Here is a 21,880-nt window from a genome sequence, read left to right as displayed (position 1 = left end):
AAGAGTCTTGCTTTTTTTTGTTAAATTGCTATCCATTACATTTTTTATTATTAACCGAATCAAAAAAAATATTTATGGATTCAATTATGATTTATGTGCCAATTGTCATGGCAATAGTAGGACTTATTTTTATGGCTGTCAAAAAATCTTGGGTGTTAAAACAAGATCCTGGAGATGGCAAAATGAAGGAGATATCAGATTATATATATGAAGGAGCTTTGGCTTTCTTAAAAGCAGAATACCGGTTACTAGCTGTCTTTGTATTAATCGCAAGTATTGTATTGGCAGGAATCACTTTTATCCCCGGGGTTAAAACCAACATATTAATAGTAATCGCATTTGTGTTCGGAGCATTTTTCTCAGCATTGGCAGGAAATATGGGAATGAAAATCGCAACAAAAACCAATGTTAGAACTACTCAAGCCGCCCGCACAAGTTTACCGCAGGCTTTGAAAGTATCTTTTGGCGGAGGAACTGTAATGGGATTAGGCGTAGCCGGTTTAGCTGTTTTAGGTTTAACCGGTTTTTTTATTCTTTTTTTCAGAATATTTATGAACGGTGAATGGACTTCAACTGAAGACATGACTGTTGTTCTGGAAACTTTGGCAGGTTTTTCTCTTGGAGCTGAATCTATTGCACTGTTTGCACGTGTTGGCGGAGGAATCTACACCAAGGCAGCCGATGTTGGAGCTGATTTAGTTGGTAAAGTCGAAGCAGGAATACCAGAAGACGATCCTCGTAATCCTGCTACTATTGCAGATAATGTAGGGGACAATGTTGGAGACGTTGCAGGAATGGGTGCCGATTTATTTGGGTCGTATGTAGCAACTGTTTTAGCTGCAATGGTTCTTGGAAATTATGTAATAAAAGATATGGGGGGTAACATCCAAGATGCTTTTGGCGGTATTGGACCAATTTTATTACCGATGGCAATTGCAGGTTTTGGAATTCTATTTTCTATAATCGGAACTATGCTCGTTAAAATAACGGACGAAAATGCTAAAGAAGCTCAAGTTCAAAAAGCATTAAATATTGGAAACTGGGTATCTATTGTGTTGACAGCAATCGCTTGTAAATTTTTAGTGCAATACATGCTTCCAGAAACCATGAGCATGACTTTCTTTGGTGAAGGTTCTAAAGATATTTCATCAATGCATGTTTTCTATGCAACGCTGATAGGTTTAGTTGTAGGCGGTGCCATTTCATCGGTAACCGAATATTACACAGGCTTAGGGACAAAACCAGTAATGGCTATTGTTCAAAAATCAAGTACAGGAGCAGGAACCAACGTAATTGCAGGTTTGGCAACAGGAATGATTTCAACTTTCCCAACAGTTTTATTGTTTGCTGCAGCTATTTGGGCTTCTTATGCTTTGGCTGGATTTTATGGAGTGGCTTTAGCAGCTTCAGCAATGATGGCAACAACAGCAATGCAATTGGCTATTGATGCTTTTGGCCCAATATCAGATAACGCAGGAGGAATAGCCGAAATGAGCGAACTGCCAAAAGAAGTCCGTACCAGAACCGATATTTTGGACTCAGTAGGAAATACGACAGCTGCAACAGGTAAAGGTTTTGCTATTGCTTCGGCAGCATTGACCTCTTTGGCTTTATTTGCAGCTTATGTAACGTTTACAGGAATTGATGGAATTAATATTTTCAAAGCTCCTGTCTTAGCAATGTTATTTGTTGGAGGTATGATACCAGTTGTTTTCTCGGCCTTAGCGATGAATTCCGTTGGGAAAGCAGCTATGGATATGGTGTATGAAGTTCGCCGTCAGTTCAAGGAAATTTCAGGAATCATGGAAGGAACTGGAAAACCGGAATATGCAAAATGTGTAGATATTTCGACTAAAGCAGCTTTGCGCGAAATGATGCTGCCTGGTATTTTGACTATTGGTTTTCCAATTGCAATTGTTCTTATAGGGAAATTAGTATACGGAGATAATAATCAGTTAATTGCTGAAATGCTGGGTGGTTATATGGCTGGAGTTACAGTTTCGGGAGTGCTTTGGGCAGTTTTTCAAAATAATGCCGGAGGTGCTTGGGACAATGCCAAAAAATCGTTTGAGGCTGGTGTTATGATTAATGGTGAAATGACCTATAAAGGATCTGATGCGCATAAAGCGGCGGTTACTGGAGATACTGTTGGAGATCCTTTTAAAGATACATCTGGACCGTCTATGAATATTTTAATCAAATTGACTTGTTTAATTGGACTGGTTATGGCTCCTATTTTAGGAAACGGAAGCAGTACTATTGGAACTGACAGCTGCTGTGCAAAGAAAGAAATCAAAATGGAAAAATGCACCATGCATGAAGGAGATATGGGAAAATGCGACATGGCTAAATGCGCTAAAATGACTAAAGAAGAGTGCGCTAAAATGTGTGACAGCCTGAAATGTACTCCTGAACAAAAAGAAATGTGCCTGTCTCATTATGATAAAGATGGCAAATTTATTGCTCCAGAAGGAAAAGCTTGCTGTGCCAAAAAACCAGTATCTATGCAGAGTGAAATTAGAATCGAGAAAAAAGACATTAATGGAAAAGTAAGTGCAACTGTCACATCAACTGTTAATGGAACTGTAGTTGTAAAACAATTTCAAGGCACAGATGCTGAAGTTCAAGCTCAGATCGATGCAATAAAATAAGCCATTGGTTAAAATAAAATAATACTAGAATAAAAAAGGGCTTCGATTATATCGAAGCCCTTTTTTATAGACATTTTGAACAAATAGTAATTAATATGAATTGCACAAAATATCTTGGCTTATTTATGTTTTTACTAGTTTTCTTTTTTTATCACTTGGGATATTGTTTTTAACAATCGATTTAATTTGTAAATCGTCCAGCACATTTAGGGCTTCCTCAATATAAATGTCTTTTGATAAGCTTTCGTGCCACCTATCTCTTTTTTCTTTGAGAATGGGATCTTTAGCAAATTCTTCAATTTCATTTGGCAATGACATGAATTTTAAATTATTCTGATAATCAAAAATCGGTTTGAATTTTTTGGCCGTTTCTTCAATATGATTTTGAGCCACTTTAAATTTATCCATGTGAAGACTATAAGTATTTTCAGTACTCCTGCTGTCGATCCATTTAGCATTTTCTTCAATCAGCTGAAATTGAAGGTTATTTTCAATTCTTTTTTTACTATTAATTATAGCCTGGTTAAACCTGGATGTATCATTCCATAAGGTGTAAGAAGCTGGATTAATTTTATCCCATGGCATTGCATTTTCCTCATCTCTTTCGCCCATTTTTAAATAGGCATACCGATCTGGCATTACAATATCGCTGCTAACACCCTCAAGCTGGGTTGATCCGCCATTTATTCTATAAAATTTTTGAATGGTAGTTTTTAATGCCCCTATATCTCCAAAGGTACTGCTGCGGACAAATGGATTCAAATCAATTACCTTTTGGACAGTCCCCTTGCCATATGTCTGTTTACTGCCCATAATAATTCCTCTTTTGTAATCTTGAATGGCTGCCGCCAAAATTTCGGAAGCCGAAGCCGAAAACTCATTTACCATTATTACCAGCGGTCCATCCCATGCGATTTTTTTATCGGTATCATACAAAATTTCTTTTTCCTTTCTTGGTGATTTAACTTGGACTATCGGTCCATTTTGTATAAACAATCCAGCAATATCAACGACTGTCGAAAGCGACCCTCCACCATCATCACGAACATCTAAAACAATGCCATTTACACCTGCTTTTTTCAAACGATCTACTTCAAGCGCTATGTCTTTTCCAGCATCTCTCCCATCCTTATTTTCAAAATCAATATAAAACTTTGGCAAATAAATAACTCCGTATTTTAAGCCATTCTTTTCAACCACACTCGATTTAGCATACGTTTCTTCAATCTCGACAATATCTCTAATTATAGAAATAACATGAATTGTTCCATCTGTCTTTTTAACAGTAAGCCTCACTTCCGAACCTTTCGGCCCTTTTACTTTTTTCACAACTTCTTTTAAACGCATTCCAACAACATCCACTGGAACACCATTGCCTTGGGCAACTTTCAGTACTAAATCACCCTTTTCCAGCTGTTTGCCTCTCCATGCTGGTCCTCCTGAAATAAGTTCTGATATTTCAATCTGATCATTTTTTTTCAGCAATAAGGCACCAATACCTTGAAGTTTGCCACTTATGCCAACATCAAAACGTTCTTTTTCATCTGGAGCAAAATATGTGGTATGCGGATCAAATTGAGACATAATAGAATTGATATACAAAGTAAACCAATCGTCTCTTTTCAATTCACTCATAAATCCAAAAGAATCATTTAATGAAGCCAAGGAGCTTTCTCTGGTTTCAGCTTCCAGCACAGCATCAGTTTTTATGACATATTTTGGATCATTCAGCTTCTTCTCTTCTTCTATTTTTTTCTTATCTGTAAAAGAGGACAGTGTAGATAATTTAATTTGTTTTCTCCATTTTTCTTTTAACTCAGAACTGTTTTTAGCATACGGCGTTTTGTCATAATCTATGCTGAAACTCTCATCAATAGTATAATCAAACCTTTTGCTTAAAATATCTTTAAACACTTTTTTGCTTTCATTCATTCGAAGCATTAAGCGGTCATATGTAAGATTAAAAAAGGTTAAATCTCTGCTGTTTAATTGATCATCTAGTTCCAGTTCAAATTTCGAAAATTCATTAATATCGGATTGCAGAAAAAAACGCTTAGAAGGATCTAAGGCTTCAATATAATTCTTGTAAACTCCTTTCGAAAAATTATCATCAATTGCAGCTGGATTGTAATGTCCTTTCTCGAGTACAAAAGTCAATAATTCCAACAGCAGCTTGTCTTTTTCTGGATCCATTGCCTTTTTTGGATTACTAGAAAAGGAAAATAAAGTAACCGAAAGGCTTACCGCTGCTATGAGTATTAAATATATTTTTTTCATAAAGTTCTAAAAATAGAATTTGTCAAATATATTTAAATTACTCTAAAATCAAAATCATTTGTCAAGGCTATTGCAAACTGTTTTGTTAAATATATAAAACTGATTTTTTTAACAGAAAAGCACTGATGAAAATCTAAATGATACACTAAGGAATATTCTGCTTTTTCGATATTTTTAAATCTGTCATAAAAAAAGCTCCATTCTTATTGGAGCTTTTGATACATCTTTTTTAAGGATATTGATTTTTTATGATTTAACTAATTTTCCTTTTTTATCACCTGGAATAGGGCTTTTCACAATAGATTTTGCCTGAAGATCATCCAATACATTCAGCGCCTCTTCAACATAAATATCTTTAGACAAACTTTCGTGCCATCTATCTCTCTTTTCCTTGAGAACCGGGTCTTTAGTAAATTCTTCTAATTCATATGGCAATGAAGTGAATTTCAGATTATTTTGATACTCAAGTATTGGCTTGAATTTTTTCGCAGCTTCTTCTATTTGATTTTGAGCTACTTTAAATTTGTCAATATTCAAGCTATAAGTATTCTCATTGCTTCTGCTATCAATCCATTTGGCGTTTTCTTCAACCAATTGGAATTGAACATTTTTCTCAATTCTTTGTTTGCTATTTGCGATTGCCTGATCAAATTTTGAATTTTTATTCCAAACAGTATATGGAGCTGGATCAATTTTGTCCCATTTCATTGCATTCTCTTCATCTCTTTCGCCCATTTTTAAATAGGCATAACGATCTGGCATTACAATATCACTGCTTACGCCTTCAAGCTGAGTTGATCCTCCATTTATTCTATAAAATTTCTGGGTAGTTGTTTTCAACGCACCTAAATCTCCAGCTGAACTGTTACGAACGAATTGGTTCAAATCAATTACGTTTTGAACCGTTCCTTTACCATAGGTTTGCTTGCTGCCAATAATGATTCCTCTTTTATAGTCTTGAATTGCAGCTGCCAAAATCTCTGATGCTGAAGCTGAAAATTCATTTACCATTATTACCAATGGCCCATCCCATTCTATTTTTTTATCAGTATCATATAAAATTTCTTTTTTCTTGCCTGCTGATTTTATCTGGACAATTGGACCTTGCTCAATAAATAAACCTGCAATATCAACAACAGTAGACAACGATCCTCCCCCATCATCACGCACGTCCAAAACGATACCATTAACACCTGCTTTTTTCAAACGGTCAACCTCCAGCGCAATATCTTTTCCAGCATCTCTGCCGTCTTTGTTTTCAAAATCAATGTAAAATTTAGGAAGATAAATCACTCCATATTTATTACCATTCTTTTCAACTATACTTGATTTGGCATAGGTTTCTTCGATTTCGACAATATCTCTTATTATAGAAATGACATGAATAGTTCCATCCACTTTTTTAACAGTCAAGCGAACTTCAGAACCTTTTGGCCCTTTAATTTTTTTCACGACATCATCTAAACGCATTCCAACAACATCCACAGGCACACCATTTCCTTGTGCTACTTTCATCACTAAATCTCCCGCCTCAAGTTTTTTGCCTCTCCAGGCTGGCCCTCCCGAAATTAATTCGGAAATTTCGGTATAGTCATTTTTCTTTTGCAATCTAGCTCCAATCCCTTCAAGCTTACCGCTCATGCTTACATCAAATCTTTCCTTTTCTTCTGGAGCAAAATAAGTTGTATGAGGATCAAAACGTGACATGATTGAATTGATATATAATGTAAACCAATCATCTCTTTTCAGCTCACTCATAAACCCAAAAGAATCATTCAATGAACTCAATGAGCCTTCTCTGGTTTCGGCTTCCAGTGCAGCATCTGTTTTCATTACATACTGTGGATCTTTCAGTTTCTTGTCCTCTTCCATTTTTTTCTTATCTGTAAAAGATGAAAGAGTCGATAATTTAATTTGTTTTCTCCATCTCTCTTTGAGTTCAGCAGTATTCTTCGCGTATGGCGCTTTATCATAATCTACATTAAAACTCTCATCAATGCTATAGTCAAATGGCTTGCTCAAAATACTTTTAAATATTTTTTTGCTTTCGTCCATACGAAGCATTAAACGATCATAAGTCAGGTTAAAAAAAGTCAGGTCTTTATTATTTAACTGATCATCTAGTTCCAATTCAAATTTGGAAAATTCAATAATATCCGATTGCAGGAAAAAACGCTTAGAAGGATCTAAGGCTGCTATATAATCCTTGTAGACACCTTTAGAAAAATTATCATCAACAACGGCTGGACTGTAATGTCCTTTCTCTATTACAAATGACAGCAACTCCAACAACAGCTTATCTCTTTCTGGATCGATAGCTTTTTTTGAATTTATATTAAACGCAAATAAGGTCACCGAAAGGCATACCACAGCTATGACTAATTTATAATTTCTTTTCATAAAGCTTACAATAGAATTCATCAATTTTTTAAACTAAGTTACATTAAAAACCATGCCAACCCCTTACAACACTACATAATTTTTTGTTAAAGGTATAAAATACATTTTTCAGTTTTAAAAAAAACATCCCAAAAAAATATATTTTATTTGTTCGCAATATAAGATTTTGTGTTAGTACATTTGTTTTCCAATACAATTTTTATCAAAAAATTATTCTTTTTAACATCCCTCGAATGAAAAATGAAAGGCCTTTAATACTAATTACAAATGACGATGGAGTATCGGCACCAGGAATTCGAACCTTAATCGAAGTAATGACAACAATAGGAGATGTTGTCGTTGTCGCTCCTGATAAACCACAAAGCGCAATGGGTCATGCAATTACCATAAATGACACGCTATACCTCAATAAAATTTCAAAAGATACAGATTCAGTAACAGAATACAGCTGTTCTGGAACACCCGTAGACTGCGTAAAAATTGCTGTTCACGAAATTCTGAAGAGAAAACCGGATCTTTGTGTCTCCGGCATTAACCATGGATCCAATTCCTCCATAAATGTTATTTATTCCGGAACAATGAGTGCTGCTGTCGAAGCCGGTATTGAAGGTATACAAGCCATTGGCTTTTCATTATTAGACTACGATTGGAATGCCGATTTCGGACAGATCAAATCTTTTGTCAAATCCATTACGCTCGAAGTTTTAAAAAACAAGCTTCCAGAAGGCGTTATTCTGAATGTTAATTTCCCAAAATTAAAAGAAAAAGAAATCAAAGGAATTAAAATCTGCCGTCAGGCGAATGCAATTTGGACCGAAAAATTCGACAAACGAAAAACGCCCCAAGGCAAAGATTATTATTGGCTTACCGGAGAATTCATTAACCAGGACAAAGGAGAAGACACAGATGAGTGGGCATTGCAGAACGGCTTTATTTCTATCGTTCCAGTACAATTTGACTTAACAGCACATCATAGCATGCAACAGCTCAATACTTGGAAGTGGGAGTAAATGAGCTTATTAAACACAAATTATTGCAAAAAACTGGAGAACCATTTTTTCTGAATAAAACAAAAAATAGCTGCATATGAAAAAAACAGACTTACTCATTGGATTTATTATTGGAATCATTGCCTCTATGTTAGGAATGTTTCTTTACATTACACTTGTGACACATAACGATTTTTTGGTCGGAATGCAGCTCATGAAAAACGAAGGCAACCTAGGCAAAATAGTCACTCTAGGCTCAATTCTCGATTTAATCGCTTTTGGAGTTTTACTAAAAATGAATAAGGAACTTATGGCAAGGGGTGTTGTTTTGTCCGTTATTGCATTGACCATTGTCACTATATTTCTTTAAAAAAATCCCTAAGCTCTTAGATGCTAAGATTCTAAGTTTTCTATATCCTTTTAATCTTAGTAACTTAGAAACTTAGAATCTCAGTATCTTTACCAAAAAAAATCAAAAAATGAAATACTATATTATTGCAGGAGAAGCTTCGGGAGATTTGCACGGATCTAATTTAATGAAAGCAATCTATGAAGAAGATTCACAGGCCGATATCCGTTTCTGGGGTGGCGATCTAATGCAGAATGTAGGCGGAACTTTAGTGAAACACTATAGAGATTTAGCCTTTATGGGTTTTGTCGAAGTGCTATTCAACCTGAAAACCGTATTGAATAATATTGAAATCTGCAAAAAAGACATTGCGCAATTCAATCCTGATGTGATTATATATATTGATTATCCAGGCTTTAATATGCGAATTGCCAAATGGGCTAAACCCCTTGGGTACAAAAACCATTATTATATTTCGCCACAAATCTGGGCTTGGAAAGAAAACCGAATCAAGGCTATTAAACACGATATGGACAAAATGTATGTGATTTTGCCTTTCGAAAAAGATTTCTATGAAGTAAAGCATAAATTTCCTGTCGAATTCGTAGGACACCCGCTAATAGACGCCATTCACAATCAATCAAGCATTGACACCAATGCTTTTAGAGCCGAAAATCAATTGTCCGAAAAGCCAATTATCGCCATATTGCCTGGAAGCCGAAAACAGGAAATCAGCAAAATGCTTTCGGTAATGTTAAGCGTGGTCAAAGATTTTCCCGATTATCAGTTTGTAATTGCAGGAGCTCCAAGTCAGGATTTTACATTTTATCAGCAATTCATCTCCAGCGAAAACATAAAATTCGTTTCCAATAAAACCTATGCTTTGCTGCGAAATTCATCCGCTGCATTGGTAACATCGGGTACCGCAACGCTGGAAACAGCACTTTTCAAAGTTCCCGAAGTAGTTTGCTACAAAGGCAGCTGGGCTTCGTACCAAATTGCTAAGCGCATCATTACACTCAAATATATTTCGCTCGTTAATCTGATTATGGACCAGGAAGTGGTGACCGAATTAATTCAAGATGACTGCTCCACCAAACGCATCCGCGAAGAATTAACCAAAATCCTTGAACCAAATTACCGTAAAATATTACTAGAAAACTACGATTTACTTGAGCAGAAACTAGGCGGAATAGGCGCCAGCAAAAAAACGGCACATTTAATTGTTGATTCGATAAAATAATTTCAATCTCATTTGGGTGTTTCCCAACATCCCGATAAGAGGGCTACCTTACTTTGCGAGTTTACACCCTCTTATCAGGATGTTGTCAAGGTCTATGCGCCTACTTCCGAAACTTAATTTTAAAACATGGCAAACTTATTATCTGTCAATTAAGCTAAATTGCCAGTTTTATTGATAGTAAGTTTTCCATGTTCTACAAGCCCATTTCGCCATTTTGTCTTGATGCTTTCTCAAAACAATTGGACTCCATTCAGTGTAATTTAATTCGGAGTTACTCATCTTGAAAGAAGATGATTTATACAAAAGAAGTTTTTCTGAAAATTCTTTGTCTCCCGCTTTTCTATTCAAAGTTTCTTCTAGTAAAGTATAATTACCTATCAAATAAATATATTCGTCTTGTTCATCAGCGGGAAAATTTGTTTCCCATTGATTTGTGGGATTTTCAGGCAAAATATGTTCAATTGTTGATGTAGCATCTTCAAATTGATTTGAAGTTCCTGAAATTGTATTTTCTAATTCGACCAAAATATATTTGACAAGATTTTTATTGCGTCTTGTACTTAATAACTTTGTTGAAAACGCTTGTGCAAAACTTTCATCTGCTACATAAATTGATTTTAAAACTTCAAATGCCTGTGAAGCTTTCGTTACTTCATTTTTAAATATTTTTACTGAAAGTTTGTTAAATACTTGCTCAATTTCGTTAGTGTGTAAGCTTGAAATAACATTGTATCTAAAAGTTATGACATTTAATTCATGTAAAAGTTTGGTAAACTCGTCTTCTGCAAATTTTTGTTTAGCAATTAACATTAAAGAATACCATGTGGATACACCAAAAAGATTCATTGAACGAATAAATCCTCTTTGGTCTTTATTCCACATCGGATCAGCTGGATTTTCAAAAGCTGAATAAACTGGAGCTAATTGTTCCAGTTCATTTAATAAATCAAATACTTCTTTAGGAGTTTGAATAAAAGATTTGATAGAGCGATAAAGATTAGATATCCTTACCAAATCATATCTTGAATTCCAATAATGCCTTAAAAATGTTGGCAAATCAGATTTCCCTAAAAAATCATTGATACTTTGCCATCTGCGCTCAGTTTCTTCTAATTCAGAACTACTTGATTCGAAAGCTTTTGAAAACAAATAATTTTTCAACAAATCTGATGGAGACAATTTCACTCCTCTAGCATTAAGCGTTTCGAAAACCTTATAAGCATTTAAATCATCACTTACATTTATAGTAGTAAAAATTAACGAATTTGAAATTTCATCATCAATCAACATTGCTAATTCTTCTCCTGATTTTGAACTTATTTTTTCTTTCAAAACTTGATAAAAAAATTCATATGCATTCCACAATCTTCTTTGTGAAGGCTTTAATTTACCAATAGCTGGTGGTTTTCTGTGATTTAATAAATAACTTTTATAAAAATCATCGTTATTTTTATTTAAGATTAGCTTCGGTGTAATCGTCAGTTTCGATGTAGAAAAATTTCCTAGAAATTTTTCAGTAAGTTTATTTATTCTAGTTTCGTTGCTTTCTGAATCAATTCCTGATGCTACCCATTCTTTTAATAATCTAATTGCTGAAAGACATAAAATACTTAAGGTTGTGAATCGCTGTTGACCATCAATTATGTAAGAGGTTTTTGTTTTAGATGTATCCTCTTGAAAAACTAAATACCCCATATAATGATATTTTTCTTTTGGTAAATCTAAAATATCCATCCACAAATCTTCCCAATATTCCCTTTCCCATGAATAATCTCTTTGATAAGGTGGCACATGGAATGTTCTACCATTGGCTATTAAGTCATTATAAGTAGCTGTTCCAGTATTTAAAAGTATAGTTGCCATATTCTCTTTTTTGCATTGTAATATTACGACAATATTCTTCGATGACAAAATCGATTACTCATGCAAAAAATCATTTTGTTTTTTTTTAAATTTATCGAATTCTATTATCTTACTTAGATTTTTCCCCTAATGTCTTACAAAACATTTTGAAAAAGAATTTTTTCTTACAAAATAATTGTATTTTTAAAAACTGATGAAATCATCCTGGTTTCAAAAAAAACAGTTTTACGAATGAAAACATTACAATTCCCACTTGTACGAATCACAATTGCCTTTATTTTAGGAATACTGTTTTCTTATTTCGTCAAACCAATTCTTCCTCTTATATTCATTATTCTTGTTATAAGCTGTGTGTTTTTTATTAGAATCTATTATGCATTCAAAGCAGATACAAAACCGTATTTCCTTTTTGGAATAGCAACTTATCTCCTGGCTTTTTTCATTGGAGCCACCACACAAACTGTTCATACCGAAGCTCTGCAGCCAAACAATTACACCCATTGCAAACACATCTTTGACAATGACCATACTTTTACACTTACTCTAAGAGAAAAATTAAAAAATACCATTTATAATGAACGGTATATTGCACAGCTTAACTCAATTGATGGAGAAAAAACCTCTGGCAAAATCCTGCTGAACATCCGTAAAGACAGTCTGGCGCATTCCTTCATCATAGGAAATCAGTTAAAAATAAATTCATCCATAAATAAAAATACATCTCAAAAAAATCCAAATCAATTTGATTACGCAAAATATCTGGAAAACAAACAAATCTATGCCCAGCTCTATGCAGAACCTAATGAAATCCAGATTGGTTCTATAATTGAGAAAGATATTTGGTACTATACCGCCGCATTACGAACCAGAATCATTCAAAATCTGGAAAAAAGCCAATTCCAAACTAAAGAACTCAATGTTGCTATAGCCTTAATAATGGGACAGCAGCAAGATATAGATCCCGAAATTGTTCAAGATTATCAATACGCTGGGGCAGTTCATATTTTATCGGTTTCAGGATTGCATATTGGATTTATACTCTTTTTTGTAACCTTTATACTCAAACCCTTTCCAAATACCAAAAAAGGTTTGTTTATCAAATTACTAATTGCAGTAGCTTCGTTGTGGCTCTTTGGTGTTATGGCAGGATTAGCACCTTCGGTTGTTCGATCTGTAACGATGTTTTCGTTTGTGGCTATTGGTCAATATTTACGAAGAAGCACCAATATTTATCATACATTACTCATTTCTGTTCTGCTGATTTTATTGTTTCAGCCATCATTTTTATTCGATGTGGGTTTTCAGCTCAGTTATGCAGCATTATTTTTTATTATCTGGCTTCAGCCTTTGTTTGCCAATCTTTGGAAACCAAAAAACAAAATCATCCGTTACTTTTGGAATATACTCACTGTTTCTTTCGCAGCACAAATTGGCACTTTGCCACTCAGTATTTATTACTTTCATCAATTTCCGGGATTATTCTTCATTACGAATATAATTGTGATTCCGTTTCTAGGTCTCATAATGAGTTTGGGAGTTCTTGTTATGCTGTTGGCAGCTTTCGGCTGGGTTCCTTATTATCCTGCAAAAACATTGGAGCTGAGCATTTATTTTATGGACAAGTTCATTGGTTTCATTGCCTCATTAGAACAATTTATTCTAAAAAACATTCCATTAAATACGCCACAATTGATATGCAGTTATTTGGTAATTATTACGATTATTATTGCCTTTCAGCATAAAAATATAAAAACCACATGGGCAGCATTGTTATCTATTGTGATGTTGCAGCTATCATTAATTGCTGCTAAATGGCAAGTCCAACATCAAACTGAATTTATAGTATTAAATACTTCTAAAAAAACACAGCTCATAGAACGCAATGGAGCTATAGCAACAGTATATTCAAATGATTCCATTTGCAAAGAAACTAAAACCAGCAGTCTTTTAGCATCTTATCTCACGGCAAATTTCAGCTCTTTAAAAAATCAGTCTCATCTGAAGAACCTCTTTTACTTTAAAGGAAACAAAATCCTTTTGATAGACAGTTCAATGGTAATTCCTAAGGATATCCATCCTGATGTCTTAGTGCTTACCCAATCTCCAAAACTCAATCTTGAACGATTGCTGCAAAGCATAAAACCTAAAATTATTGTTGCAGATGCCTCTAATTATAAATCAGTTCAAAAAAAATGGGCGATAACCTGCACACAGCAAAAAATCCCTTTCCATTCAACGAATGAAAAGGGATTCTTCCAAATTAACTAGTATTTTCTTTATGCTTTTTTAGTTTTTGCTACAGCAGGTTTCTTTACAAAAGGATCTGCGGCAGCAATCCAGGAAACGGGGCCTCCAGCAACATAACCTGTGCTTCCTAAACCTTCAAAATTCACTTTCCCCTCTTTATTAACTTTTGCATTTGCAAAATAAATCGTTGGAAAACCCTGGATTCCAAATACTTGCTGCAATTCATTGTTTTGTACCTTGATTGCTTCTGGCTGCTCGGTTCTCCTAGGAAAATCGAGTTCTACAAGAATTACATTTTCACTAGCCCAAGTACTGAATTCAGGCGTTTTCAATACTTCATTCTGCAAACGGATACACCAGCCACACCAGTCACTTCCTGTAAAAAACAGCATTAAAGGCTTTTTCTTTTTATTCGAAACTTTGACAGCCTCTTTTACATCTGTGTACCATTTTAATTCCTTCCCCTCTTTGTTATCGGCTGGGTTCTGTGCTTGAGAAACACTCATCCCAATTAAAAAGAATGCGATTAAAGCTATTTTTTTCATCACTTGTTTATTTTTTAGTCCACTCTTATTTCTAAAATTAAACTTTATTAATCTAATTTTTGCTCACAAATTTATACAAAATAAAAGAAAAGCAATAAACTACTTTACTTCTTGCATTAATTTTTTAATTAAAGGCGAAATAGCAATCAAAATCAATCCAGCAGCCAATGAATAAATAGCCAATTGGTAATATCCATCCGTGTACGACTGAAGTTTAGACATTAAAGAAGTTCCTGTATTCGATTTAGAGATTTCGGCACCCAGTTTTCCAGCAAATAACTGCCCAAATGCGGTGGCCAGAAACCATAGCCCCATCATCATTCCGAAGAGTCTTTTTGGCGAAAGCTTAGTTATAATGGACATCCCAATTGGTCCCAGGCAAAGTTCCCCTAGAGTAGTTACCAAATAAGCAAATGTGAATACATTTAATGATGTAACTCCATTTGCATCGGCGAAGAATTTAGTGTAATAAAAAATATAAAAAGAAGCTGCTAAAAATAAAAATCCAATCCCAAATTTAATCAAGGTGTTTGGCTCCAGTTTTATTTTGGCCAGCCACAGCCAAAGCAGTCCAACTAAAGGACTGAACGCAACAACAAACAAAGTATTGGAACTATTATTTACTGCATTGGGATCAACATTAAATCCAAGTAAATCATAACTCAGGTTGTCTTTGGCAAAGAGAGACAATGAGCCGCCACTCTGTTCAAAAATTGCATTAAATACTAAATAAAAGAAAATAAATGTAAATGCCGCAATCATCTTTTTCTGCATTTTGATATCTGCAAGCTTAACCACCTCATAAACAAAGTAAAGAAGAGCAACTATACCAATTGTATACATGAAATAATCGGTGTAGTCTGTATTTTTTACCATTATAAAAATAAAAGGGATACTCAATAATGATCCAAGATAAACCGCTATTTCCTTAAACTTTCTTTTATTAGGTTCCAAATGCAGCAATGGAGAATTTCCAATTGGCCCAAGATGCTTTTTGGTAAACAAAAAAGTCAGCAGCCCAAAAGCCATAACAATAGCAGCAGAAAGAAAGCATAATTGCCAAGAATAATATTTTCCTAAATAAATACACAGGATACCGCCAAAAAAACCCCCAATATTAATTCCTGCATAAAACATTCCGTATCCCGCATCTCTTCTGTGGTCGCTTTCATGATAAAGTTCTCCGACCATCGAAGAAATATTTGGTTTAAAAAAACCAGTCCCAATTATAGAAAATGCCAAACCATAATAAAACATTTCCTGCGGAGCAAATGCAATAAGCAGATTGCCTAAAATCATTACAATTCCTCCAAAAAAAAGCGATTTTTTGAAACCTAAAACCTTATCTGCAAAAATACCTCCAATAAATGTAAAAGCATACACAAATGCCTGGATAGCTCCATACTGTAAACTAGCAGCTACTTCTTTTAGCAAAAGCTGATCTACCATAAAAAAAGTTAAAACACCACGCATTCCGTAAAAGCAGAACCGCTCCCACATTTCTACAGTAAACAAATACCACAATTGCTTAGGATATTTTCCTTTAAAATTTTGTATTTGCTCTAAAGTTAAATTTTGTTCCATTATAAATTTTGTTATTAGTATGTAAATAAAAAACATCATCTCTTTGATTGAATCAAAAAGATGATGTTCTAAGTATATTTTATTTCATTAAATTATCTGACACCGTGCATCATTTTTTTCAAAAATGGCGTCAATGCAAATAATAATAACGCGGCAAGTCCAGTGAGAACAACAAATACCATAAAAAATTCATATAAGTTGTGAATTTCAAATCCTGCAAAAAAGTGATTGGCAGCACTGATTTGATTCTTCTCTAAAAGAGCCAACTGATCAGCAGTCGGCGTTATCGTTTTGTTTAAAACTGCCTGAAGATCGATACCTAATTCTTTTGCTTTTGCAAATTTATCTCCTGTAGCTGGCAAAATTGAGCCTAAAGTTCCTCCCAAAGCATAACCTGAAGCATTTGACAGGAAAAACACGCCATATAATAAAGAAGCAAAACGCTTAGGAGATAATTTACCTACCAATGATAAACCAATCGGAGATAAACATAACTCAGCGCAGGTGTTTAAGAAATATAACAAAATCAGCCATTTAACCAAAAGCAGACCAGAAGTTCCGATGTAAGAAACCTGAGTTGCAATCATAAAGAAACTGATAGAAATAACCACTAAACCAATAGCTAGCTTGACAGGAGAAATTGGCTCTTTTCCTTTCGCTCTCAAGGTATCCCACAATACACTAAAAGGAACAGCCAGCAAGACAACGAATAATCCATTAAAAATCTGAACCATTGATGCTGGCATCTGAAAACCAAAGAAGTTTCTGTCTGTCTGATTATCTGCAATAAAAGTTAATGAAGAACCTGCCTGCTCAAACGCAGCCCAGAAGAAAATAATGAAAAAGGAAACAATATAGATTACAATAATTCTGTCTCTTTCAACTTTTGTCAGCGATGAATCCGAAATAATTAATCCAGCCAAAGACAAACCACTGGAATAAATCAATGTATAAATTAAATTCTGTCCTGCAACATAATGGAAAAACAATCCCAATAATAAGAACGCAACACCCGCAATAGACAACGCTTTACTAGAAAAATTAGCTTTTTGAGCTTCACCTTCTTCAAAATCTGAAGCAGTATTTTTGGAAGGCAAGCCGCCTAATGGTCTTCCTTCTGGAGTTACTACATATTTATTCTTTAAAAAATAAAACAGTAAAGTTCCTAATAGCATTGCTGTAGATGCTGCCAAAAATCCCCATTTGAATGCATGAATATCTCTCACTCCACCAGCATCTTTAACATCTCCTAAGATTGGACATATTGACTGGCCCAAAAAAGCTCCAATATTAATCCCCATATAAAAGATTGTAAAAGCGGTATCCAATTTAGTTTTTTCCTGTTTTGGATACAGACTTCCCACCATGCTTGAAATATTTGGCTTAAAAAAACCGTTTCCAAAAACGATTACACCTAATCCGCAATACATGATTGTTTTTGCCAAGCCTAAGTTTGCTTCAAATACACTGCCACTGGTAAACAGCAGCAATTGTCCGATGGCCATCATAATACCGCCTAGTAAAATACAGTTTCTGTTTCCAAAAAAACGATCAGCAATAAAACCTCCTAACATGGGTGTTAAATAACAAAGTCCTAGAAATCCACCATAAATTAAGGATGCTTCTTCTTCCTTCATTAATAATGAATTTACAAGGAATAAAGTCAGTAATGCCCGCATTCCATAGAAATTGAAACGCTCCCACATTTCGGTTCCAAATAGCACCCAGAGTCCTTTCGGATGTGCTGTATTCGTTTTGTTTTCAGTCATTTTTTTTGGTATTTATGATTTGTATTTAGGGTTTTGGTTATAAATTTTCCTTTATAAAGTTAGTCATTTTATTGTACAATTGGATTCTTGTTTTTCCTCCATAAATTCCATGATCCTTATCTGGATATATCTGAGAATCAAATTGTTTATCTCCTTGTATCAGAGCTTCCATCATCTGCATCGTATTTTGTACATGTACATTATCATCCGCAGAACCATGAATCAATAAAAACTTTCCTTTTAATTTGCTCACGTGATTTATTGGAGAATTCTGATCGTATCCATTGGCATTTTCCTGTGGAGTCTGCATGTATCTTTCGGTATAAATGCTGTCATAAAAACGCCAGTTGGTAACTGGTGCTACGGCAATTGCCATTTTAAAAACATCTGCTCCCTGAAAAATACAGTTTGAAGCCATAAACCCTCCATAAGACCAGCCAAAAATACCAATTCTTGATGCATCTACATAAGGATAATTCCCCAATACTTTAGCAGCATCAATTTGATCTTCTACTTCATATTTTCCTAATTGCAATTGTGTTGCTTTTTTGAAATCGGCTCCCTTAAAACCTGTTCCTCTTCCATCCACACATGCTACAATATAGCCTTGCTGTGTAAGCATCATAAACCAATAATCATTAGCGCTGCTCCACGCATTGGCAACCTGCTGCGATCCTGGTCCCGAATATTGAAACATGAAAACAGGATATTTTTTTGATGCATCAAAATTCTTTGGCTTCATGATCCAGGCGTTCAGCTCATTTCCTTTGGCAGTCTTTAAAACAAAAAACTCTTTGGAAGGCAAATTATATACGGTTAATTTTGAAGCAAGCTCCTGGTTGTTTTCGATAACTTTGATTTCTTTCCCCGATTTTGCTTCATTTAAAGTATAAATCGCAGGCTGAACAGCACTGGAAAAAGCAGTAATGCAGAATTGGAAATTAGGACTGAAAGTTGCAGTGTTAGTTCCTGTATTTTTAGACAAGCGTATTTTATTTTTCCCATCTAACCCAATACGGTATATATCTCTGTTAATAGAACCATTTTCTGTAGATTGATAAAAAATGTTTTTTGTTTTTTCGTCGAAACCGTAGTATGAAGTAATTTCCCAGTTTCCTTTTGTAACCTGATTTTTAAGTTTTCCCGTTTTATCATATACATAAATATGATTAAAACCATCTTTTTCACTTGTCCAGATAAAACTGTTGTCCTGCAAAAAAGTCAAATCATCAGTTACATCAACATAGGCTTTATCTTTTTCGTTCAAAATTACTTTTGCCACAGCTGTGGTCCCGTCAATAAATAATAAATCCAGATTATTCTGATGACGGTTTAAAACCTGAGCAGATAATACATTACTGTCATTTGTCCATTTCAGTCTGGCTATATAAAAATCCTTATAATTTTCTAAATCAACTTTTTTATCAGTGTTAGCCGATACATCATAAATATGCAATGAAACTAACGAATTTTTTTCTCCTGCTTTAGGATATTTGAAAGTCTGCATCTCTGGATACAGGCTTTTCTTAAAAATAGACATCGAAAATTCTGGAACTTCGCTTTCATCAAAACGGATATAACCTATTTTCCTGCTGTCCTTACTCCAGTCAAATGCCCGGACAAAAGCAAATTCTTCTTCGTAAACCCAATCCGTAATACCGTTGATTACCGCATTTTTCTTGCCATCAGCCGTTATCGCAACAGATTTTTTGGAAGCTATATCATAAACGTATAAATTGTTTTCTCTGGCATAAGCAATTTTAGTTCCATCTGGAGAAAACGTAGGCTCTTGTACCTTAAAATCAAAAAGCTTAGTCAGTGTTTTAGCTTCTAGATCATATAAAAAATAATCGGCAGCAAAAGAATGCCTGAAAATTTTATCCTTGTGGCAAGCGATTAATATCTTTTTTTCCGAAGCATCAAAAGTGTAGCTGTCTATTCCTCCTGCAAGTTCTTTGAAGTTTTTAGTATCTATTAAGTTTGATACTTTTTTTAATGTAGCAAAATCATAAAGATCGATCTGCATACTTTTGGTTGACCTATCCGAATTCAATACAGTGTATTGATTTGTATTATGCAATGCTTCCAATGCATCCATTCCTTTAGCACGAAAAGCTCCTGTAAAAATTTCATCAACGGTAATTTGCTGCTGGCCAAATACACTCAAACACAAAAAGAAAAGTAACGTGGTAATTTTATTCGAATTCATATATGGATTAAGTTATAAAAGCAACAATTTTAGTGATTATTTTACAAATAAAACACTTTTACGCTGTTAAATGTTATAAAACAATGTTTTTAACAATCAATATGAATGTTTTTCAACAATTGCACAAATACTAACCATTCTTTCCAATAAATATGCAATATTTAAAATTTCACATAAAACCAGAATAAAAATGATTATTTATTTCCAATATAAAATATGTACAAAACTGAGTGAAATTATTAAAAAAATACTGCTTATTTTTCATCAGGCATGCTTTGAATTTTCCTGTAACGCCATATAAAATCAATTCGAAAATAAAATAAATGAATGTGTATCTTTGTTGCTGGAACACCATAATCTATACCCCTATGAATAACGCAGTTGCTGGATTTTCTAAATTATCCAAAGAAGAAAAAATACACTGGATTGCCAATCACTATTTTTCGACTCCGGGTGATGCTGTCACTTTGCTTAAAAATTATTGGAATGCCGATGAAAAACTACAAAAACTGCATGACGAATTCATAGAGAACACTATTTCTAACTTTTACATTCCGCTAGGAGTTGCGCCAAATTTTCTCATAAACGGAAAATATCATACCATTCCAATGGCTATAGAGGAAAGCTCAGTGGTTGCCGCAGCATCCAAAGCCGCTAAATTCTGGTCAACACGTGGTGGCTTCAAGGCGACTGTAATCAACACCGAAAAAATTGGACAGGTTCATTTTATCTACAAAGGAGATACTTCAAAATTAACTTTATTCTTTACCCGATTAAAATCGAAGCTTTTCGATTCTACCGAAAACATCACCAAAAATATGCAGAAACGTGGTGGCGGAATTTTAGATATTGTCCTAAAAGACAAAACCAATTTACTGCCCAATTACCATCAGCTTCATGCTACATTTGAGACCAAAGACAGCATGGGAGCCAACTTTATTAACTCTTGCCTTGAAGTTTTTGCCAAAACATTAAAAGAAGAAGCTTTGGCTTTTGAGTTATTTTCGGAAGATGAAAAAAACATCGAAGTCGTTATGAGCATCCTTTCCAATTATGTTCCAGATTGTATTGTACGAGCCGAAGTTTCATGCCCAGTTGAAGATTTAGCAGAAAAACATATCGAAGATCCAGTGGAATTTGCTTCCAAATTTATACAAGCCGTTAAAATTGCCGAGATAGAACCATTCCGCGCTGTAACTCATAATAAAGGGATCATGAACGGAATTGATGCCGTTGTACTTGCAACTGGAAACGATTTTAGAGCCATCGAAGCAGGAATTCATGCATATGCTTCAAAAAACGGGCAGTATTCCAGCTTGTCTCACGCCAGTATAGAAAATGGAGTTTTCAATTTCTGGATGGAAATTCCGTTGGCTTTAGGAACAGTTGGCGGATTGACATCATTGCATCCTTTAGTAAAACTGTCATTGGAAATGCTGGAAAAACCATCAGCCAAAGAATTAATGCAGATTGTTGCTGTCGCAGGCCTGGCACAAAACTTTGCCGCACTCCGCTCCCTGACCACAACTGGCATTCAGGAAGGCCACATGAAAATGCATTTAAACAACATCCTAAATCAGTTTGATACTAATGAGGATGAACGTCATCTGATTAAAAAACATTTTAAACACCACGTTGTTTCCCACAGTGCAGTTGTTGATTACATTGAAAATTTAAGAAAATAAGTTTTTTAGAAACTATAAAAAACAGAATTTTAGTTTCAAGAATCATTTTAAGCCGACTTTAAACACTAA

The 21,880-nt window shown here is 34.6% G+C and carries 13 protein-coding genes; 6 read left to right on the top strand and 7 right to left on the bottom strand.

The window, feature by feature from the left end; all coding sequences use genetic code 11:
* Nucleotides 1-74: 74 nt before the first annotated feature.
* Entirely contained in the window at nt 75-2,651 is a 2,577-nt protein-coding gene (locus ABEG11_RS11380; RefSeq protein ID WP_348824295.1) for a sodium-translocating pyrophosphatase, read from the top strand.
* A 123-nt stretch (nt 2,652-2,774) separates the two neighbouring features.
* Here ABEG11_RS11380 and ABEG11_RS11375 read toward each other — a convergent pair whose 3' ends face one another.
* Nucleotides 2,775-4,928: a carboxy terminal-processing peptidase gene (locus ABEG11_RS11375; RefSeq protein ID WP_348824294.1), complete on the bottom strand. Its 2,154-nt coding sequence runs from the start codon at nt 4,926-4,928 to the stop codon at nt 2,775-2,777.
* Nucleotides 4,929-5,174: 246 nt separating this feature from the next.
* Nucleotides 5,175-7,349 carry a carboxy terminal-processing peptidase gene (locus ABEG11_RS11370; RefSeq protein ID WP_348824293.1) on the bottom strand — a complete coding sequence of 725 codons (2,175 nt, stop codon included), beginning with the start codon at nt 7,347-7,349 and terminating at the stop codon, nt 5,175-5,177.
* A gap of 212 nt (nt 7,350-7,561) precedes the next feature.
* Here ABEG11_RS11370 and surE point away from each other — a divergent pair, with 212 nt between their 5' ends.
* The 3 genes from surE (at nt 7,562) to lpxB (ending at nt 9,909) form a co-directional block, all read left to right on the top strand.
* The gene (surE, locus tag ABEG11_RS11365; protein WP_348824292.1) at nt 7,562-8,338 is read left to right on the top strand and encodes a 5'/3'-nucleotidase SurE; all 777 of its coding nucleotides are present in this window, start codon (nt 7,562-7,564) and stop codon (nt 8,336-8,338) included.
* Between the two features lie 76 nt (nt 8,339-8,414).
* A complete protein-coding gene (locus tag ABEG11_RS11360) occupies nt 8,415-8,687 on the top strand; it encodes a hypothetical protein (protein WP_348824291.1) in 273 nt (90 codons plus the stop codon).
* A 109-nt stretch (nt 8,688-8,796) separates the two neighbouring features.
* Entirely contained in the window at nt 8,797-9,909 is a 1,113-nt protein-coding gene (gene lpxB, locus ABEG11_RS11355; RefSeq protein WP_348824290.1) for a lipid-A-disaccharide synthase, read from the top strand.
* 168 nt (nt 9,910-10,077) lie between these two features.
* On the opposite strand, the gene ABEG11_RS11350 is transcribed toward lpxB, so the two are convergent.
* A complete protein-coding gene (locus tag ABEG11_RS11350; RefSeq protein ID WP_348824289.1) occupies nt 10,078-11,772 on the bottom strand; it encodes a DUF262 domain-containing protein in 1,695 nt (564 codons plus the stop codon).
* A 231-nt stretch (nt 11,773-12,003) separates the two neighbouring features.
* On the opposite strand from ABEG11_RS11350, the gene ABEG11_RS11345 reads away from it, so the two are divergent.
* Nucleotides 12,004-14,040 carry a ComEC/Rec2 family competence protein gene (locus ABEG11_RS11345; RefSeq protein ID WP_348824288.1) on the top strand — a complete coding sequence of 679 codons (2,037 nt, stop codon included), beginning with the start codon at nt 12,004-12,006 and terminating at the stop codon, nt 14,038-14,040.
* Between the two features lie 8 nt (nt 14,041-14,048).
* Here the strand turns inward: ABEG11_RS11345 and ABEG11_RS11340 are convergent, their stop codons facing one another.
* From ABEG11_RS11340 to ABEG11_RS11325, 4 genes are all read right to left on the bottom strand, one after another.
* Nucleotides 14,049-14,564 carry a thioredoxin family protein gene (locus ABEG11_RS11340; protein WP_348824287.1) on the bottom strand — a complete coding sequence of 172 codons (516 nt, stop codon included), beginning with the start codon at nt 14,562-14,564 and terminating at the stop codon, nt 14,049-14,051.
* 99 nt (nt 14,565-14,663) lie between these two features.
* Nucleotides 14,664-16,148, bottom strand: a complete 1,485-nt coding sequence (locus ABEG11_RS11335) for a peptide MFS transporter (protein ID WP_348824286.1) — start codon at nt 16,146-16,148, stop codon at nt 14,664-14,666.
* Between the two features lie 92 nt (nt 16,149-16,240).
* Nucleotides 16,241-17,917 (bottom strand): peptide MFS transporter, encoded by a 1,677-nt coding sequence (locus ABEG11_RS11330; protein ID WP_348824285.1) that lies wholly within the window; start codon nt 17,915-17,917, stop codon nt 16,241-16,243.
* A 37-nt stretch (nt 17,918-17,954) separates the two neighbouring features.
* A complete protein-coding gene (locus ABEG11_RS11325) occupies nt 17,955-20,126 on the bottom strand; it encodes a S9 family peptidase (protein WP_348824284.1) in 2,172 nt (723 codons plus the stop codon).
* Nucleotides 20,127-20,494: 368 nt separating this feature from the next.
* Between ABEG11_RS11325 and ABEG11_RS11320 the strand changes: the two genes are divergently transcribed.
* Complete coding sequence (locus ABEG11_RS11320) at nt 20,495-21,811, top strand: hydroxymethylglutaryl-CoA reductase, degradative (RefSeq protein ID WP_348824283.1); 1,317 nt, start codon at nt 20,495-20,497, stop codon at nt 21,809-21,811.
* The last annotated feature ends 69 nt before the right edge of the window (nt 21,812-21,880 follow it).

It is taken from the genome of Flavobacterium aestuarii, from assembly GCF_040049115.1.
GTDB lineage: Bacteria > Bacteroidota > Bacteroidia > Flavobacteriales > Flavobacteriaceae > Flavobacterium > Flavobacterium aestuarii.
Note: the sequence above shows the minus strand (reverse complement) of the source record. Positions and strands in the feature narration are given on the sequence as shown.